Annotated in this window: 16 protein-coding genes; 11 read left to right on the top strand and 5 right to left on the bottom strand. The window is 65.0% G+C overall.

The features are described 5' to 3' along the window. The first annotated feature begins 71 nt into the window (after positions 1-71). From pepN to E3T39_RS02135, 3 genes are all read left to right on the top strand, one after another. Positions 72-2,618 carry an aminopeptidase N gene (pepN, locus tag E3T39_RS02145; protein ID WP_134513103.1) on the top strand — a complete coding sequence of 849 codons (2,547 nt, stop codon included), beginning with the start codon at positions 72-74 and terminating at the stop codon, positions 2,616-2,618. A gap of 221 nt (positions 2,619-2,839) precedes the next feature. After that, complete coding sequence (locus tag E3T39_RS02140; protein ID WP_174845079.1) at positions 2,840-3,964, top strand: mechanosensitive ion channel family protein; 1,125 nt, start codon at positions 2,840-2,842, stop codon at positions 3,962-3,964. An 89-nt stretch (positions 3,965-4,053) separates the two neighbouring features. Then, positions 4,054-4,461 (top strand): globin, encoded by a 408-nt coding sequence (locus E3T39_RS02135; protein WP_134513279.1) that lies wholly within the window; start codon positions 4,054-4,056, stop codon positions 4,459-4,461. Positions 4,462-4,504: 43 nt separating this feature from the next. Here E3T39_RS02135 and E3T39_RS02130 read toward each other — a convergent pair whose 3' ends face one another. Beyond that, positions 4,505-6,274: an HNH endonuclease signature motif containing protein gene (locus E3T39_RS02130; protein ID WP_134513102.1), complete on the bottom strand. Its 1,770-nt coding sequence runs from the start codon at positions 6,272-6,274 to the stop codon at positions 4,505-4,507. Between the two features lie 241 nt (positions 6,275-6,515). Between E3T39_RS02130 and E3T39_RS02125 the strand changes: the two genes are divergently transcribed. Next, positions 6,516-7,493, top strand: coding sequence for an epimerase (locus E3T39_RS02125; RefSeq protein WP_134513101.1), 978 nt, complete (start codon positions 6,516-6,518; stop codon positions 7,491-7,493). Here E3T39_RS02125 and E3T39_RS02120 read toward each other — a convergent pair. Further along, entirely contained in the window at positions 7,471-7,992 is a 522-nt protein-coding gene (locus E3T39_RS02120) for a MarR family winged helix-turn-helix transcriptional regulator (protein ID WP_134513100.1), read from the bottom strand. The two genes, E3T39_RS02125 and E3T39_RS02120, sit on opposite strands and share 23 nt — an antisense overlap. Positions 7,993-8,082: 90 nt before the next feature. Here E3T39_RS02120 and E3T39_RS02115 point away from each other — a divergent pair, with 90 nt between their 5' ends. The 6 genes from E3T39_RS02115 to E3T39_RS02095 all read left to right on the top strand — a co-directional run bounded on the left by E3T39_RS02115 (position 8,083) and on the right by E3T39_RS02095 (position 11,701). Further along, positions 8,083-8,745: an NADPH-dependent F420 reductase gene (locus tag E3T39_RS02115; protein ID WP_134513099.1), complete on the top strand. Its 663-nt coding sequence runs from the start codon at positions 8,083-8,085 to the stop codon at positions 8,743-8,745. Between the two features lie 28 nt (positions 8,746-8,773). Next, positions 8,774-9,817 carry an LLM class flavin-dependent oxidoreductase gene (locus tag E3T39_RS02110; protein ID WP_134513098.1) on the top strand — a complete coding sequence of 348 codons (1,044 nt, stop codon included), beginning with the start codon at positions 8,774-8,776 and terminating at the stop codon, positions 9,815-9,817. 26 nt (positions 9,818-9,843) lie between these two features. Then, positions 9,844-9,993 (top strand): hypothetical protein, encoded by a 150-nt coding sequence (locus tag E3T39_RS16065; RefSeq protein WP_166784011.1) that lies wholly within the window; start codon positions 9,844-9,846, stop codon positions 9,991-9,993. Between the two features lie 124 nt (positions 9,994-10,117). After that, on the top strand, positions 10,118-10,795 hold the full coding sequence (locus E3T39_RS02105) for a hypothetical protein (protein WP_134513097.1): 678 nt from the start codon (positions 10,118-10,120) through the stop codon (positions 10,793-10,795). Between the two features lie 175 nt (positions 10,796-10,970). Further along, positions 10,971-11,372 carry a type II toxin-antitoxin system VapC family toxin gene (locus tag E3T39_RS02100; RefSeq protein ID WP_134513096.1) on the top strand — a complete coding sequence of 134 codons (402 nt, stop codon included), beginning with the start codon at positions 10,971-10,973 and terminating at the stop codon, positions 11,370-11,372. Between the two features lie 35 nt (positions 11,373-11,407). Beyond that, positions 11,408-11,701, top strand: coding sequence for a VOC family protein (locus tag E3T39_RS02095; RefSeq protein WP_255455904.1), 294 nt, complete (start codon positions 11,408-11,410; stop codon positions 11,699-11,701). A 37-nt stretch (positions 11,702-11,738) separates the two neighbouring features. Here E3T39_RS02095 and E3T39_RS02090 read toward each other — a convergent pair whose 3' ends face one another. Genes E3T39_RS02090 through E3T39_RS02080 form a run of 3 tightly spaced genes read right to left on the bottom strand, consistent with a single transcriptional unit; the run spans position 11,739 to position 15,885 of the window. Continuing rightward, positions 11,739-14,531, bottom strand: coding sequence for an ABC transporter permease (locus tag E3T39_RS02090; RefSeq protein ID WP_134513095.1), 2,793 nt, complete (start codon positions 14,529-14,531; stop codon positions 11,739-11,741). Further along, a complete protein-coding gene (locus tag E3T39_RS02085) occupies positions 14,531-15,250 on the bottom strand; it encodes an ABC transporter ATP-binding protein (protein WP_134513094.1) in 720 nt (239 codons plus the stop codon). The genes E3T39_RS02090 and E3T39_RS02085 overlap by 1 nt, the downstream gene beginning before the upstream one ends. After that, positions 15,247-15,885, bottom strand: a complete 639-nt coding sequence (locus E3T39_RS02080; protein ID WP_134513093.1) for a PadR family transcriptional regulator — start codon at positions 15,883-15,885, stop codon at positions 15,247-15,249. The genes E3T39_RS02085 and E3T39_RS02080 overlap by 4 nt, the downstream gene beginning before the upstream one ends. 314 nt (positions 15,886-16,199) lie before the next feature. Here E3T39_RS02080 and E3T39_RS02075 point away from each other — a divergent pair, with 314 nt between their 5' ends. After that, the gene (locus tag E3T39_RS02075) at positions 16,200-17,057 is read left to right on the top strand and encodes an META domain-containing protein (protein WP_166784010.1); all 858 of its coding nucleotides are present in this window, start codon (positions 16,200-16,202) and stop codon (positions 17,055-17,057) included. The last annotated feature ends 45 nt before the right edge of the window (positions 17,058-17,102 follow it).

Here is a 17,102-nt window from a genome sequence, read left to right as displayed (position 1 = left end):
ACTACCGAGGCTTCACCGTTCTAAATGGAATCCGTCGCGAATCAAATCGTGAATTAAATTGGAGAACTAAGTTGCCCGGAGAAAATCTCACCCGCATTGAAGCGACCGAGCGCGCCGCGCTCGTCACGGTAGCGAGCTACAACGTTGTGCTCGACCTCACCACCGGCCCCACCACGTTCGGCAGCACCACCACGGTGCGCTTTGCCGCCACCCCCGGCGCCTCGACCTTCATCGACGCCATCACATCACAGGTGCATTCTGTGACCCTCAACGGCGCCGCGCTCGACCCCGCCGTCGTGAGTGACGGCATCCGCATTCAGCTTGACGGTCTGCAGGCCGAGAACGAGCTCGTCGTCGACGCCGACGCGCTCTATACCAACACCGGTGAGGGTCTGCACCGCTTCGTCGACCCCGTCGACAACGAGGTCTACCTCTACAGTCAGTTCGAGGTCCCCGACTCCCGCCGCGTGTTCGCGGTGTTCGAGCAGCCCAACCTGAAGGCGAAATTCTCCTTCACCGTCACCGCACCGAGCGAGTGGCAGGTCGTCTCCAACTCCACCACGCCCGAACCGACCGATGCCGGCAACGGCGCCAGCACGTGGGCGTTTGCGCCCACCCACACCATCTCGAGCTACATCACCGCGCTCATCGCCGGCCCGTACGCCGTCGTGCGCAGCGAACTCACGTCGAGCGATGGGCGTATCATCCCGCTCGGCGTGTTCAGCCGCAAGAGCCTCAGCGAGTACCTCGACGCCGACTACATCCTCGAGAAGACCCGCCAGGGCTTCGCTTACTACGAGGAGAAGTTTGGCTACGCCTACCCCTTCGACAAGTACGACCAGCTGTTCGTGCCGGAGTTCAACGCGGGCGCCATGGAGAACGCCGGCGCGGTCACCTTCACCGAGACATACATTTTTCGCTCCAAGGTGACCGATGCCGTCAAGGAACGCCGCGTCGTGACAATTTTGCATGAACTCGCCCACATGTGGTTCGGCGACCTGGTCACCATGACCTGGTGGAACGACCTCTGGCTCAACGAGAGTTTCGCCGAGTGGGCGTCGACCATTGCCACCGCCGAAGCCACCGAGTGGCACGAAGCCTGGACCACCTTTGCCGTGATGGAGAAGAGCTGGGCCTACAAGCAAGATCAGCTGCCGTCGACCCATCCGGTCGTCGCCACCATCCGCGACCTCGACGACGTGCTCGTCAACTTCGACGGCATCACCTATGCCAAGGGCGGCTCCGTGCTCAAGCAGCTCGCCGCCTGGGTGGGTATTGAGGCGTTCTTCACCGGCGTCGGCTCCTACTTTCAGAAGCACGAGTGGGGCAACACCGAGCTTTCCGACCTGCTCGTTGAACTCGAGGCGGCGAGCGGCCGTGATCTCAGCGGCTGGGCGAAGCTGTGGCTCGAAACCGCCGGCGTCAACACCCTGCGCCCCGAAATCACCGTCGACGCAGCGGGCGTCATCACCAGCTTCGCGGTGCTGCAGAGCGCCGCAGCCGATTACCCCACCATTCGCCCGCACCGCCTCGCGATCGGGTTCTATACCTTCAGCGACGACCACAAGCTCGTGCGCACGCACCGGGTCGAGCTTGATGTCGACGGTCCACGAACGGATGTCCCCGCCCTCGTCGGCCGCGAGCGCGCCGACCTGATCCTGCTCAACGACGACGACCTCAGCTACGCCAAGGTTCGCCTCGACCCGGCCTCGCAGGCGGTGGCACTGGAACATCTCTCCGTCATCGAGAGCCCGCTCGCCCGCGCCCTGGTCTGGGGTTCGGTCTGGGACGCCACCCGCGACGCCGAAACCACGGCGCGCGACTTCGTGCGACTGGTGCTGAACAACGTGGCCACCGAAACCGAGTCGACGACGCTGCGCACGGTGCTCGGCCAGGTCCTGCTCACGGCGAACTACTACGTGGCCCAGCCGCACCGCGCCGCCGTCACCACCGAGGTCGCCGACGCACTGTGGACCCTCGCACAGGGAGCAGCGGTCGGCAGCGACGCGCAGTTCCAGTTCGTGAAGTTCTTCGCCGCTGTTGCGGCCACCCCCGCCCAGCTCGAGAACGTGGCCGCTCTTCGTTCGGGCGACACCGTGCTGGATGGTCTCACCGTCGACACCGACCTGGCCTGGGAGCTGCTCACCGCCCTCGTAGCCGGGGGCCGCGCAGACGCCACCGAGATCGACGCGGCGCTCGCGCGCGACAACACGGCCACCGGCGCCCAGTCGGCGGCTTTGGCCCGGGCCGCACTCCCCACGGCCGAGGGCAAGCTCGCTGCTTGGTCGTCGCTCATCGACGTCGACACGGCAGCGACGACCATCGTGCGCACAACCGCCGCCGGATTCCTGCGAGTGAACGACGAGGCGCTCCTCGAACCGTTCGTCGCGACCTACTTCAATATGCTGCAGTCGGTGTGGGAGTCGCGCAGCTTCTCGATCGGCGAGAAGCTCGTCATCGGCCTCTACCCGGCGCCGCTGAACAACCAGGCCCTCGCCGACGCGACGCAGGCTTGGCTCGACGCGAACCCGGAGCCGGCCGCGCTGCGCCGCCTCGTGGTCGAGAACCTGGCCGGGGTCGAGCGGTCGCTCAAGGTACAGGCGCGCGACGCCGAGTAGTTAGAAGGCAGAACGACCACGAACCCCGCGCCCGGCCACAGGCTGGTCGCGGGGTTTCCGTTTGCCCTGAGGTTCACAGCAAACTCCACGATTACCGAGAGGATGCCGCTGCCTGCGGTGCAGAGACCGGTCTGCTGCGGCTGCGTGTCGCTGGCGCCGATACCGTGACCGGGCTCACTTCCGGGGTTCCACAGACGGCCCATCGGTAGACTGGCTTGGATATGAACTGGGATACATTCTGGGCCAACCTCGGCACCTCCATCGCCAAAATTGAGTGGACCGTCTACGTAGAAAAGATCATCGCCGTCGCGATGATCATCGTCATCGCTTTCGCCCTACGCTGGGTTCTGCAATTCGTCATTCGGCGCGTGGTGCAGCAGATCGTCTCCGGCGTCAAGAAGAATCAGAAGGTCGATGACACGCAGGCGCTGAATGTGTCGCCGATGGCTGCGGTGCGGGTCGTTCAGCGCTCGCGCACACTCGGTGCGGTGCTGGCGAACATCGTGAACGTGTTCATCCTGATCACCGCACTGCTGCTCATCGTCACGACCCTGAACAAGGACATTCTCGGCTCCTTTGCGCTTCTGACCGCCGCGCTCGGTGCCGGCCTCGGTTTCGGTGCGCAGAACATCGTCAAGGACATTCTCAACGGACTGTTCATGGTCGTGGAAGACCAGATCGGCGTTGGCGACATCGTCGACGTGGGATTCGCATCCGGTGTCGTGGAGACCGTCGGAATTCGCATCACGCAGGTGCGCGATATCGACGGCACGCTCTGGTTCGTGCGCAACGGCGAGATTCTGCGGGTCGGCAACATGTCGCAGGGCTGGGCGCGCGTCATCATCGACCTCGCCATTCCATACAGTTCCGACGTTGAGGCCGTGCAAGACGAGCTGCTGCGCGTCGCCACTGCCCTTGCGTCGAGTCGCAAGTGGCGTGCGTTCATCCTCGAAAAGCCCGAGATTTGGGGCCTCGAGTCGATCAGCGCCGAAGCCCTCGTGACCCGGCTTGTGGTCAAGACCCGGGTTTCGGCCAAGTGGGACTTTGCCCGTGACCTGCGCCTGCACATGAAGAAGGCCCTCGACGGCATGGGCGTGCCGCTCACGCCGCTCAACAGCGTGGTCATGACCACCGGCGATGGCACCCTTGAGGGATCGACCAGTGGACCGGCCGAGGGCGCCCTCGACGCCGCCGAAGAGGCCGCTGCGGCCGTGCCCGATGTCGTCGACGGCGTGCGTACCGGCCCGGTTGCGGTGCGAAAGCCCCGCGGGCCGCGCAAGGCCAAGAGCGTCCCTGCCCCCTTGCACACGCCCGACCCCGAAACTCGCGGCGACGGCATTGACTGACAATGAAATAACCCAACAGAAGAAAGCCGCACCACGTGACCACTGAACGACACCCCACCGATCAGCCTGCAGCACTCGCCGACGTGTACCTGCGCGAGGGTGAGAACGGTCCCGCCGCAGGGCCCACATTCTTCGACGAGGTCGGCGGTACCCCGTTCTTCGAAAAGCTCGTGCACGACTTCTACGTCGGGGTGGCCACCGACCCGGTGCTGAAGCCGATGTATCCCGAAGAAGATCTCGGTCCGGCCGAACATCGTCTGGTCATGTTCCTCGAGCAGTTCTGGGGCGGTCCAGGTACCTACAGCGAGCAGCGCGGCCACCCGCGTCTGCGTCAGAGGCACATTCCCTTCAAGGTCAATCCGGATGCCCGCGACCGCTGGCTGGGCCACATGAAAGTCGCCGTGGACGCAGCCAATCTGCCGCCGCTGCAGCGGGGAATCCTCTGGGACTATATGGAACGCGCCGCCTTCGCGATGGTGAACAGCTTCGAGGAGTAGCTCGCTGATCTGGCGCGGCTGACTGCGTGACCTGACCCCGACCCTAGAACGGTTGGGGGCTGGGGTCGTCGTCGTTGTTGCAGGCGGATGTCCACGGGTCGCTCACGGGTGGGACGAGCGGGGTCGGTGCTGGCGGTGGAGGCTGTGCTGTTTGTTGTAGGTGGGGGCTGATGCGGGTGGCGGGGTCGGTGGCGTAGTGTTTGCCGGCGGGGCTGATCCAGTTGAGGGTGCCGTCGGGATCGGCGGTAACGTTCCAGTCGCTGTAGTGTTTCAGGTTGTGGTTCGCGGGGCAGAGAAAGTGCAGGTTGGTCGCGGCGGTGGGCCCGCCGAATTGTTTGTCGCGGGTATGGTCGAGGTCGGAATGTCGGGCTGCGCGGTTGCAGCCGGGGAACCGGCAGGTCCCATCACGGAGTTGCAGATATTTCTTCAGCGCCGCTGGCACCCGGAACGGGGTGGCGCTGACGTCGAGGACGATGCCGGTGTGGGGGTGGGTGAGGATGCGCAGGAAACTGGTCGCGGTGCCGGCCAGCCGGCGGGCGGTCTCCGGGTCGATCGGCCCGTATCCTTCCAGCTCGCCGGGTTCATCGCTTTTTCCCATCAGGGTCAGCACCGGCACGGTGACGTTCACAGTGGCGCTGACTCCGGCGCCGAGGCCGGTGCTGGTGACGCCGCTGGCGAGGAGGTCGATGGCGACATCCGCTCGCAACTGACTGAGAGTGCGGGGTTCATCGGTGCCCTGCAAGCTCAGGGCGGTCTCGGTGACGCGGTTATAGACGCCCAACAGGTCGTCCGACGCGGCGCGCAGCCAGAGTGTGGCCATGCCGTCCTGGTCGGGGAAGAACATCACCCTGCGGTCAGCGAGGCACTTGGTGCGGCGGACGGTGATGCTGTCGGGGTGGAATCGTTCACGCAGTTTGCGGGCCTTGCCGTCGAACTGCGCCGCGGTGAGCTTGCGAGCGTGCGGCAGCAGCACCGCCTCCAGCTCCGCACGGGCAGGCCGGGGCACGGAGTTGAGCTGGTCAAGCACCCGCCGGACATGCCGCAAGGAAATGGCCCCGGAGCGGAGCGCATCGAGGGTGCGCGGGCGAGACTCGACGAGCACGCGGCTCTCGAGGAGGAGGCCCGAAGCTGACCCGGCGGGAATGCGCAGCGCACACCCGATTTCGGCGATCAGCCCCTGCTGGGCGGCGAAGGTGGCGTCCCAGTCGTGCTCGTGTTGCGGCCCGGCCTGCGGCCGGCCGGTCTCGGCCGTATTGGTGGTGTAATCCCACGCCTCAGTGAGAACCTCCGCCTTACTCGCCTGTGCCCAGGCAATAATCTTCTCGAGGTAGATCACCCGGTCAACGAACTGCGCCTGCCGACGCTGGAACGGACTCAGGTCAGCGGCAGTCGGATCGGAAAGAGTCGAGTTGGAGGCAGTCGGGTTGGAGGCAGTCGGGTCAGCAGCAGGGTCGGACGGGGCTCCGTCACCTGGGTCTGAGTCGAGCTCGCGCGCAATGTTTTCGGCGGCGATGTACTCGGTATAGAGGAATTCCTCGCGGAGGTCCTCCTCGAACAGACACTCCGGCGGGACCGCAGCGAACACGTCGGTCAGGTCGAGGCCGGCCGGGATGGCCGGACCGTCAGCGAACATCTTCAAAGTGGCGGTATTGGCGTCGGCCCTTTCTTCAGCCTCCCAGACCGACCGGCACTCCTCACGCCACGCGAGGTCTTCATCGGAGAACGGCCAGTCCGCGTACTCCCCGTCAGGCAGACCCGCCAAGAAACGGTCAATCACGCCCTGCTGTTGGGGGGTGTCGCCGCTCTGGCTCATGAATCCATTGTACCAAAACCATAGGTTAGAGTCGAGGGATTCTCAGATACATTTAGATTTCTGTGCGAAGTTGTGTTCGTAGAGGAGGACGATTCAGAGACCGACTCCGCAGGCGACTGGTATTACGAGCACCTCGGCTACGAGGACGCCAACGTGCAGGTGTGCTCCAAATGGCTCATCCAGCCAGCGTCATAGGAAAACGCCGGAACCTGCTGTTTCTGTCGCCTCGTATGCTTGACTCGTGGGGAACACTCGAGGACGCGCGGTAATAGGAGGGGCAGCAGGATTTATTGGACGGCGACTCGTTCGCGAGCTGCGCGACCAGGGTTATGACGTTGTCTGCATCGGACGGAACGGGCCAGACGCCCGGTGGGACGATGCATCCGCTGTACAGGCATTGATTGACGGTTCCAAGCTCGTCGTAAACCTGGCGGGAAAGAGCGTCAACTGCCGGTACACCGACCGGAACCGTGACGAAATCTTGCGCTCACGTGTCGACACCACCAGAGCGCTTCGTCAGGCCATCGCCAGGAGCGCGAATCCCCCGCCGGCGTGGCTCAACGCCAGCACCGCGACCATTTATCGCTATTCCCTCGACCGGCCGATGACCGAAACCAACGGCGACGTCGGCACGGGGTTCTCGGCTGACATCGCTCAGGCATGGGAAGCCGAATTCTTTGCCGGCGACCTGGCAGCCACTCGCCGGGTTGCGCTGCGGATGGCAATCGTGCTGGGTGACGGACCAGCAACGGCCGCCCTCGTTCGGCTGGCCCGCTTTGGGCTCGGCGGTCCTCAATTCGATGGCCGGTGGTTTCCACATCGGCGGTATCGCGGAATTGGTACAAAACCGACCAGTGCCGGGACTCGAACCCACCACTCGCACGGACGCCAGAAATTCAGCTGGATTCACATCGACGATGTTGTCAACGCCGTGACATTCATTGTCGAGAACGACGCACTGGACGGGCCGGTCAACCTGGCAGCACCGCAGATCAGTGACAACCGCACGCTCATGTCGACGTTACGACGACGCGTTGGGGCCGCCGTGGGGCTGCCAGCATTCAGGTGGATGCTGGAACCAGCTATGTGGGCGCTGCGCACCGAACCAGAACTGGTGTTGAAAAGCCGCTGGGTGACACCGGAACGCCTGCTGCAGGCGGGATTCACCTTCAGGTGGCCCGATCTCGGCCCGGCAATCAGTGATGTTGTGAAGCGATAACGTCAGCGCGCCCGAGCGACTCGACGGCCTCGCAGGGGCTGGCCGTTGGATCGGCGCGGTGCACGCTCGTGGCGAGCGCGCCGAGCAGGCCAGCCAGCCGGTGGGCGTCATCGGCGTGCATCCCAGAGAGGATGCTGGCTTCCACGGCAGCAACGCGCCTCTCGTACCGGGCGAGAACGCTCAAACCCTCCGTCGTGGCCCGAATCTTTCTGGCCCGACGATCGGTGGGGTCGGGAATGCGTTCCACCAACTTGGCGTCCACCATGCCATCGAGGAGATAGGTGAGAACGGTGCGGTCGATGGCCAGATGCGCGCCGATGGCCTGCTGGGACGGCAGGTCACGGTGAATGACGGTGGACAGCACCTGGTAGCAGCGCACTCCCCCGGGCAGCCCGTCGACGGCGGTCTCCAACTGACGCTGGTAACCGCGCAGAACCATCGCGAGGTTCCATCCCAGGTCTCCGGGCGCCGCGGAAGGCAGGCTCGATTCGGTAGTCATACAGGCAATCTTATCTCAAACCATGCGGTTGCATAGATATTCTTTGAGACATATGATCTGTAGAGCATCATATTTCGACGGGAGCAGCGCATGAGCAGTAACGACGAGACCACCATCGGCATTCTGGGCGCCGGGCGGGTTGGAACAGCCCTGGCACGCCAGGCCCTGAAAGCCGGATACCAGGTGCGCATCGCAACCACGCAGCCCGCAGCGGACAACGCTCTGCTGGTGGACATTGTGACCCCCGGGGCGCTGGCCGTGGAATCAAGCCAGGCCGCGGCATCCGATCTGGTCGTGCTCGCGATTCCCCTGCACAAGTACCGCACGTTGAACCCGGACAGCCTCGCTGGCCGAATCGTCATAGACGCCATGAACTATTGGGCGCCGGTCGACGGGGTATTCGATGACTTCGAGAGCGATGCGCGCACCACGAGCGAGGTTGTTGAAGGGTTTCTGCAGCACGCTCGCGTCGTGAAGTCGCTTAATCACATTGGCTATCACGAGCTCGAGGAAGACGACAGGCCCGCCGGCGATGAGACGCGGCGAGCGCTCGCGCTCGCCGGCGACGACGACGAGGCGAAGGCACTCGTCGCAAGCTTCATCGACCGGCTCGGCTATGACGCCGTCGACGCCGGACCGCTCGCAGCTGGCCGGTCGTTCCAGCCGGCCACCGAGATCTTCACGGGCAGCCACACGGCGAACCAGCTTGTCGCCCTCATTCAGAAGGCCCGTCCGCTCGCGGTCGCTGCCTAAACCCTCACTCACGCAAATGGAGAACATCATGGAAATCGGCGCCTACAGCTTCGGCGACACCCAGCGGGGCCCCGACGGTAGCTCGCGCTCGACCGCCGAGGCGATCAAGAACCTGTTCGATGCCATCGTGCTCGCCGACCGAGTGGGTCTCGACTATTTCGGCGTGGGTGAACACCACACCGCGTCGATGCCGGCGTCGTCGCCCGGCGCCCTGATCGCCGCTGCCGCCGCGGCGACGACGCAGATCAAACTCGGCAGCGCGGCCAGCATCATTGGAACGGATGACCCGGTGCGGGTGTTCCAGCAGTTCGCCACCGCCGACGCGATCTCCGGCGGCGGTCGTATCGAGATCACAGCCGGTCGCGGCTCGTCGGTTGAGACGTTTCCGCTGTTCGGGTTTGATCTGAACGACTACGACGAGCTGTACGCGCAGAAGCTCGACCTGTTGCTGACGCTCAATAACAGCCGGGCCGAAAACGTGACCTGGTCTGGCACCGTGCGGCCGCCAATCCCGAACCTTGCGGTGGTGCCGCGGCCCGTCAACGGTTCGCTTCCCATCTGGATCGCCACCGGCGGCAGTGCGCCGTCGTCGGCCCGCGCCGGACGGCTGGGCCTCCCCATCTCCTACGGCATCATCGGCGGCCAGCCGCACCGGTTCGCTCCGCTGGCCAACCTGTACCGGCAGTCAGCCCAGCAGGCCGGCCACACCGGCAACAACATCAAGGTCTCGGTCGCGACCTTTGGCCTGGTGGCGCCCACCAAGCAGGAAGCGATCGACCGGCTCTACCCCGGGTGGGTCAACCTCAACCTCGAGATGGGCAAGCTGCGCGGCTGGCCAGCCCCGCAGCGTCGCGATTTTCTGGCCCAGGTCGACGCTCCGAACGCGTACTACGTCGGCGACCCGGACGACGTCGCCGAGCGCATTGTCGACCTACACCGGCACCTCGGTCACATGCGGCACTTTCTGCAGGGCGACCACGGCGGGCTCCCCCAGGAACACCTGCTCGAGTCCGTCACGTTGCTCGCCACCGAGGTCAAGCCTCGTGTTGCGCGCCTGCTCGCCGCCAAATAAGCGCGCTACAGCCGCCCAGGGGGGGAATGCTCGCCGCCATGGCCGTGCCAGCCTCTAATTCACCCGGCCTGAAGGCTGCGTGGCAGTCCTTCGACCGGAGCTGGTCCCTGGCCAACTATGCGCGTGCGGTCGTGTCCGTCGCTGCCGTGATCGCTCTGTTCTTTTCGCTCACCTGACGGGCTAGTTCATGTAGGCCGAGACCGACGAGGCATCCGCTATGGCACGATAGCGTGGAGTTAGGTGAGGCGGTTTTGTTCACCTCGACAGTTTCTGGGGGCTCGTATCCGTAAAACACTCGCTGTGATCACTCTGATCGTTTTGGCCGGGGCTTTGTCGGCCTGCACGGCCACACCGCCGGCCACTCCCCCGACCGGCAACCCGGTCCCGTCCGAAACTGCGGCGGCTACAGAACCCGACCGCATTCTCATCGGAGCCGAGACGACCGACGTCGTGGATGAGAACGGAAACGTACTACTCTCGCTCCGTTATTCCGAGAACGGCGACGAAGCCGTCGCTGCCGCCGTCAATATTCTCGGAGAGGCACTGACCACGCATCATCAGGACGGCTCGAGTCACTATCCCGATATGGATGGGACCTCCTGGGGCGGGTTCGACATCGTGGTGAACCGGTACTCGAGCGAGGCAATGCCCACCGGGGAAGCAAGCCGATATAAGCCCGCATTCAGCGTTTGGGCGACGGCGGCCAGCACAGATGGTGGTCTCGCCATCGCCTCGGTCGACGGCACAATCGTCGGAGATGCCTTTGACTCTGTCGCGAGCGGCCAGGATGCGAACCGCGTGCACATCGATGATGCCTTCGGTGTGCGCTCGGTGGCACTCGACCTCCCAACGTCCTTTCCGGGCATCATCGCCGACGCCGGGATGGAATTGCCCTACGGCGTCATTGCCCAATCCGATCAGGGGTCAAGCGATATCACCCGGATTGTCGCGCCGATTTTTCTCTTCTCGCTCACCTAGGCCGCCCATCGTCGTGAGGATCACCAGTTGCTGCGTGGCCCTGGTCATCGCTACGTAACGGTCGACCGCTCCCTCGCTGCCGGCGCCGATGATGCAAACGGTGCCGTCGGCGTGCGGTAGTTGATGCTGAGGGTCGCCAGCGTGACGGTAGATGGCACCGTCTATTCTGGCCTGCATGACTCGCTATGTGATCGACGCGCCGACCCTGCTGCACATCGTGGCCACCGGCATGCGGGTCGAGGCAAGCCATCAGATTGTCGCGCCGGGCGTCATCCGCTCACAGGCGCTGGCCCTGCTGTTTGCGGCCGTGCGCAGACGGGATCTCAGCGAGGAGCAGGCCCTCGAGCAGCACGAGCGCCTCACCAAACTCAAGATGCGGTTGCTCGGTGACCGGGTTTCGCGCCGCACCGCGTGGCGGATCGCCCGCGACCATGGGTGGGAGACAATCTATGAAGCGGAGTACATTGCGGTCGCCGCGCTTCAGGCCGACGCCCTGGTCACCGTCGACCCGGCGCTCGCGGCGAAGGCAGAAGGCCTCGTACCGCTCGCCAGTCTCAACGCGCTGATTGACCCCTGAGTCCACGGAAAACGAGTGCCCGTCCGGCCTCGCAGTTGGGTTTTCGCCTGGATCACGACGTGGAACCGGGCACTGGCATGCGGGTCGTGCAACTGACACCGCCGGGATCGGCCTGCTCGATCGCCATCGGTGTGGGATTCAGCGACCCGCAGGCGGCACCGGTGCAGAATCTGCGTCTCGTGGTCGACGATGTCGAAGCGACCCGCGAGGCTCTCCTCGAAAACGGGGTTGCGGTGTCAGACGTCAGCGACATGGGTGGCGGCGTTCGGTACGCCTTCTTCAGCGACCCCGACGGAAACTCCTGGGCGCTGCAGCAAATCTCGCGCTAGGGAGTAGCACCGTCCACCCGTGTCGCAAGATCTCCCACTAGGTGAGCGTGCGCTGCAGACGCTCCTCGAATTGCGCCGGGCGGGTGAAGAGCCAGCTGCCGACCGCGATGATCACGGGTAGCCCAAGAACGAGCAGCGCAACCTGGGGCCACGGCGGTGCGAAGGGCAGCAGGCCGACCAGCCCGAGCATGGTGGGGCCCAGCAGGCCGAGGATTCCGCCCAGCACCGCGCCCGTGCCGGTCAGCAGCACGGCCTGCCAGAAGGCCACGTTGCGGCGCAGCCCCGGATGCGCGCCGACCGCGCTCAGCGTCACGTCGTCGCGGCGTCCATCAGCCCGGGCGAGCCCCAACGCAACCGCGGCCGCGCCGAAGGCGACGAGTGCTGCCACCGCGACCAGGGCCCAGCCGGAAGTTTCAGTCGTGCTGCCCGGTCCTGCCTCGTAGCGGGCCACGAGGTCTGTGCCGCCCGTGAGAGAGCGGAGGGATCCCCACAGCTGGTCGTAGTCTGCGTCATCTAAAGGTGCAGCCAAGGAGGCGAGCACTCGAAAGGCGACTGGCTCCAGGCCGTGCGCTGTGGCGGTCGATTCCAGCATGAAGACACCGAAATGAATCGGATGCGCCGGCTGCTGCACCACAGCATCGATCGTCGTGGTCGACAGCGGCGCCACCTCCAGGTTTGCGTCGATAGAAGTGGATGCCGACATCCATTCGATCTGGATGGTCCCGTCATCCTGCACATATTGGGGGTAAAGGGAGACCGCTCCCCCAGCTCGCAGCGCACGCTGGGCGTCTTCGGAGACTTCCTCGTCGAGAATCAGTGCGAGGTCGTCGACTGTGCCTGTCCAGATCTGGGGTGCAGATCCGTTCGAGAACAACCAGAACGGCGCGTCACAGGCACCGGCCGGGTTCGAACCGCTCACGACTTCGCACCGAACCTCTGGGCGCAATGCGACCAGAGGCTTGGGCGAGCTGTCCGTAGCTTCGGGTGACGCCGGCTGCACGCCGGACAGGACGCTGACTTTCTCCGCGTCGAACTGCTCACGGAGCATCGTCGACACTTCGGGTGCAATCGGATACATGACCTGAGTACTCTCGGCCGTCCAGCCGTTCAGGTCCACCATGATCTGGCCCTCGGCGTTCCACCGTTCGTAGGATGCCCGGCTGGCTTGGTCGGATCCGCCGAAGAACGCCAGCAGCATTGTGCCGACAAACACCGTCGTCGTGATCGCCGCGAGCACGGGAAGCGAGCGGGACCGGTTGCGCACGACATCGCGAGCGGCCAGCCGCGCGCCCGTGCCGAGCCGGGTAACGAGGGCAGCGAGAGCAGAAAGGATGACCGGTGCAACGAGCAGAGCCCCGACCTGCGCCAGAACCGGTCCGGCGAGCACGAGCATGATGGACAGTTGGTAGAGCGAGCTGTTATTGATGACGCCGGGCGCGGAGAAGCTCGCGGTCCCCGCAAGCGCCCCGCCCGCCGTCATGGCGACCCCGGCCACGATGATCGAGATTCCGATCCAGCGGCGGCCGGTGTGACGCACAGCCTGGGGCCGCCGTGCACCGCGCAGGGCGGCCAGCACGTCCAGGCGGGACGCCGTCCATGCCGGGAGGAGGGCGGCGATCCAGCCGATGAGCATGGCGAACAGGGCGATCCCAATGAGAATGGGTATGGACAGGTGGTAGCCCCAGTACTGCACGGCGCTGCCGTCACCGGTGATCGCCATGAACAGCGAGCCAGCGAGGACACCGATCGCGACACCGGCAATGCCGCCGGCGAATCCCAGCACCAGACCGCTCGCGGTCACGATCTGGAACAGGGTGCGCCGGTGCCCGCCGACGCTCGCGACGGTCGCCAGTGTGCGTTGCTGCTGCCTCGCGCCGACGGTGAACGCTGCGCCGGCTAGTAGGGCGACCTCCAGAACGGCGAAGGCAACGCCCGCTGCCGTCAGCGTCACGACCGTCGTCGCCACGCCCTGCAATTCAGCGGATGCCTGCAGCTGGTAGCTGCCAGCTGGTGGCGGATACAGCAGCACCGACTTCGAAAGAACGACGGCCCCCGACTCGTTCAGCTGCTGCACGGCCGGCCAGTCCAGGGCGTGGTCGAACAGGTAGAAATCGTCCTGACCGACGCTGGCCTGGCTGTCGCCGGTGAACGCACCGAGGCGGCCGAACACGGCGATCTTGGAGTCGGGATATTCCGCGGCATCCAGCACACCGACCACGGTGACCGAACGCTCAGGGTCGAGCAGAGTTGCCCCGTCGCCGAGCCCCACGCCCAGCCGGTCAAGTGCGGCGGCGGTGACCAGGATTTCATCGTTGGTCTCGGGAGCGCGCCCATCTACCAGGGCGTATTTAGGCTCGAACTCGGCGTTCCAGGTCTCGCCCTCGATCGCGGGCATCCCGGCGATCCCGGTGGCCGTTTCAATGGTCACGTCCGTCGAACGCAGGGCGATGAGAGTCGAATCCGCTGGAACGAGGGTGGCCGGATCGACCAGCTGGGCATCCGCTTGCGTGTTGACGGGAACGCCAGCGGAATCCATTTCGACCTGATGCCACTCGGGCTGAGCGGGGCTCTGAATCATCGACGGATCGGGGCTGCTGATCATGTTGATGCGGGCGTCGGCCTGGCCCAGTTCGACGGCGATCGTCTCGTCGACGGTGGGCACCATGCTCAGCCCGACCAGGGCAACGCCACTGAGCCCGGCCACCGGGATGGCGACCATGGCGATGATGAGGGCGCTGCGTCCCTTGGCGGCCCAGGCGTCGCGCCGGGCAAACCTCAGGGCGGCACGGAACGGGGCAATGCGGCTACGACGACGGCTTCGACCGGTCATCACCGACCAGCTCCGAGGAGTTCTTCTGGCGATCCGGTCGACGATTGACCGACGATGCGACCGTCTTCGAGATACACGATGCGATCAGCCCAGGCGGCGTGCCGGGCATCGTGGGTGACCATAATCGCGCCGGCACCGGCGTCGACACGGTGCCGCAGCATCCGCAGCACGACTTCGCCGGTATGGCTGTCCAGAGCGCCGGTGGGTTCATCGGCGAGGATCAGCTTGCGGGTGCCCACAATGGCGCGGGCGATCGCGACGCGTTGCTGCTGGCCTCCGGAGAGGTCGTCGGGGTAGTTGCCTGCCCGGTCCACTAGGTCGACCGACGCAAGGGCGTCGAGGCCGGCGCGTCGCGAGTCGCGGCTGCGCCAACTATCCAATTCCAGGGGCAGCGTGACGTTTTCGAGGGCGGTCAGTGCGGGAATCAAATTGAAATCCTGGAACACGAAGCCGAGGGTGCGGCGGCGAAGAACCGCGAGCTGTTTGGCAGTCATCGAACTGATCCATTGGCCATCGATGACGACCTCACCCGAGGTCGGCGTGGTCAGGCCGCCCGCAATGGTGAGCAAGGTCGACTTGCCTGAGCCCGATGCGCCCATCACCGCGACCATCTCGCCCGCCATGATCGTCAAATCGATTCCGACCAGGGCAGTACGGGCAGTTTCGCCGTGTCCGTACTGACGCGAGACACCGTCGAGGCGCAGCAACTCGGTGCTCATCGAAGAACCCTTCCATCAGTCGCAGCTTGGGCAGTCGTGGGCGTGTCGGTTCGCGCTGGTCGACCGCGTCGGCGCGGCTCGGCCAGCGGTTCGCTCGCGGCCAATCCCCGGTCTTTCGCCCGAGCCAGGCGAGAGCTGGAATGATCCAGCCAGCGAATTTCGGCCTCAGCTTGAAAGATCAACGAGTCGATCACGAGCAGCCAGGCGAGCTCATCGGTGGACTCGGGGTCATCCCCGCTGTTCTTCGCCCGGGTGAGCTGCTGCAGCGTCGTCATCGTCGACATCCGCTGCACCCGCACGATTTCAGCAATATCAACACCGGGCAGCGTCACGGCGACAGCCAGCTTGATGGCCAGTTCGTCCCGCGTCGTCTCCGGGCGTTGCACCGGGGAACGCAACCATCTGGTCACCTCGTCGTGACCCGCAGTGGTGATCGAGTAGAACACGTGGCCGTCGGTGTCGGTGTCCCCCTTCACGATCAAACCGTCGCGTTCCAACCGATCCAGCGTGTTGTAGATCTGACCGACGTTGATTGGCCAGGTCGAGCCGGTGCGTCGCTCGAACTCGGCGCGCAGCCGATACCCGTAACTGGACCCCTGATCGAGAATGGCAAGAATGCTCTGACGTACCGACACGACGACTCCCCAACGATTTCACTGCACAATACTTACATGCCGAGTATATACACACTCGACATGCATAGTGGACCTATCTCAAGAGCAGTGCTAACCGACGCAACGGATGCAGGCAGGCCGGGTGTCCTTTTACGTCCGGCGCGAGCATCCGCTGCATTGAAAGATCCCGCTGACAATCGGCCATAATCAAACACATGGGGACTACATCAGGAACTACGAGGGGAACCGCGTCACAGCGGGCGACCAGATCGGGCTGGCCGGGGCGAGAGCGGTTCTGGCCGACAGGTTTCGCAACGAAACGACCAGGCGGGCGTGTGGTAGCGACCCTGGCGGCCGTGTTCTTGCTCGCGGTGACGGCCTGTGCGCAGGCCCCGCGTGGACAGGTTGATCCCACCCCAGATTCACCGCTCCCGGCCAGCCCTCCTGGCGGCGCGGAATCTGCCGCGATTGGACTAGTCAACATCTGGCGCGTCTCGGGCGCAGCAGACGAGAAACCCGATACCTGGTTGCGGTTGGAGGCGCCGGCGTTCCAACTCTGGCGAGACTGCGGAATGATCGACGGTTCGTGGCGGGCAACCGAAAGCCTTTTTCTTGCTTCGACGTACGGCGCCAGCGGTGAGTGCGTTACGGGAGCGACCCTGCCGCGAGTGGCGTGGCTCGAATCTGTCACGGGGTATCGGGCCGCCGGTGCGAGCTGGGAACTCACCGATGCGAACGGCGCGGTGGTCGCCACCCTCACCATCGACGGCAATCCCGACGCGATCCCGACTGCAGCCGAGTTCTACACCCAACCGCCCGTCATCACCGCGGCGATGCGCGAGACGTTGCGACAACCAGCCTCTCTGCCGCCAGAATTCACCCCGGCATCCTCCGACGACTTGGTCGGACGTTGGGTCCCGGTTTCTCCCAGCGGCACATCCGATTCGCACGTATTTTTCGCAGCGGACGGAACGTGGACTGGGTCCGACGGCTGCAATGGCGGCCAGGGCCGTTGGGCCGCCGACGGGCACGGAGCTCTCCTGTCCACGGCCGGCGCCTCGACCTTGATAGCGTGTGAAGGGGCCGCGGTGCCGTATTGGGTGGCGCAGGCCAGATTGACCAGCGTCGATGATGGAGTGCTACGGCTACTGGATGCGGCCGGGGCAGAGCTGGGGCAACTCAAGCGCGACTAACCCTCCCGCACGGTTCGATCACGATTGGAAGAAACCGCGAACGGG

Origin of the sequence: Cryobacterium suzukii, assembly GCF_004403185.1 — a bacterium.
In the GTDB taxonomy this organism is placed as follows: Bacteria; Actinomycetota; Actinomycetes; order Actinomycetales; family Microbacteriaceae; genus Cryobacterium; species Cryobacterium suzukii.
Note: the sequence above shows the minus strand (reverse complement) of the source record. Positions and strands in the feature narration are given on the sequence as shown.

Excerpts from the sequence above, each read along its gene's own strand:
- E3T39_RS02140 (WP_174845079.1), top strand. The coding sequence starts at position 2,840 with ATGAACTGGGATACATTCTGGGCCAACCTCGGCACCTCCATCGCCAAA.
- E3T39_RS02130 (WP_134513102.1), bottom strand. The coding sequence starts at position 6,274 with ATGAGCCAGAGCGGCGACACCCCCCAACAGCAGGGCGTGATTGACCGT.
- E3T39_RS02120 (WP_134513100.1), bottom strand. The coding sequence starts at position 7,992 with ATGACTACCGAATCGAGCCTGCCTTCCGCGGCGCCCGGAGACCTGGGA.
- E3T39_RS02115 (WP_134513099.1), top strand. The coding sequence starts at position 8,083 with ATGAGCAGTAACGACGAGACCACCATCGGCATTCTGGGCGCCGGGCGG.
- E3T39_RS02110 (WP_134513098.1), top strand. The coding sequence starts at position 8,774 with ATGGAAATCGGCGCCTACAGCTTCGGCGACACCCAGCGGGGCCCCGAC.
- E3T39_RS16065 (WP_166784011.1), top strand. The coding sequence starts at position 9,844 with ATGCTCGCCGCCATGGCCGTGCCAGCCTCTAATTCACCCGGCCTGAAG.
- E3T39_RS02100 (WP_134513096.1), top strand. The coding sequence starts at position 10,971 with ATGACTCGCTATGTGATCGACGCGCCGACCCTGCTGCACATCGTGGCC.
- E3T39_RS02090 (WP_134513095.1), bottom strand. The coding sequence starts at position 14,531 with ATGACCGGTCGAAGCCGTCGTCGTAGCCGCATTGCCCCGTTCCGTGCC.
- E3T39_RS02085 (WP_134513094.1), bottom strand. The coding sequence starts at position 15,250 with ATGAGCACCGAGTTGCTGCGCCTCGACGGTGTCTCGCGTCAGTACGGA.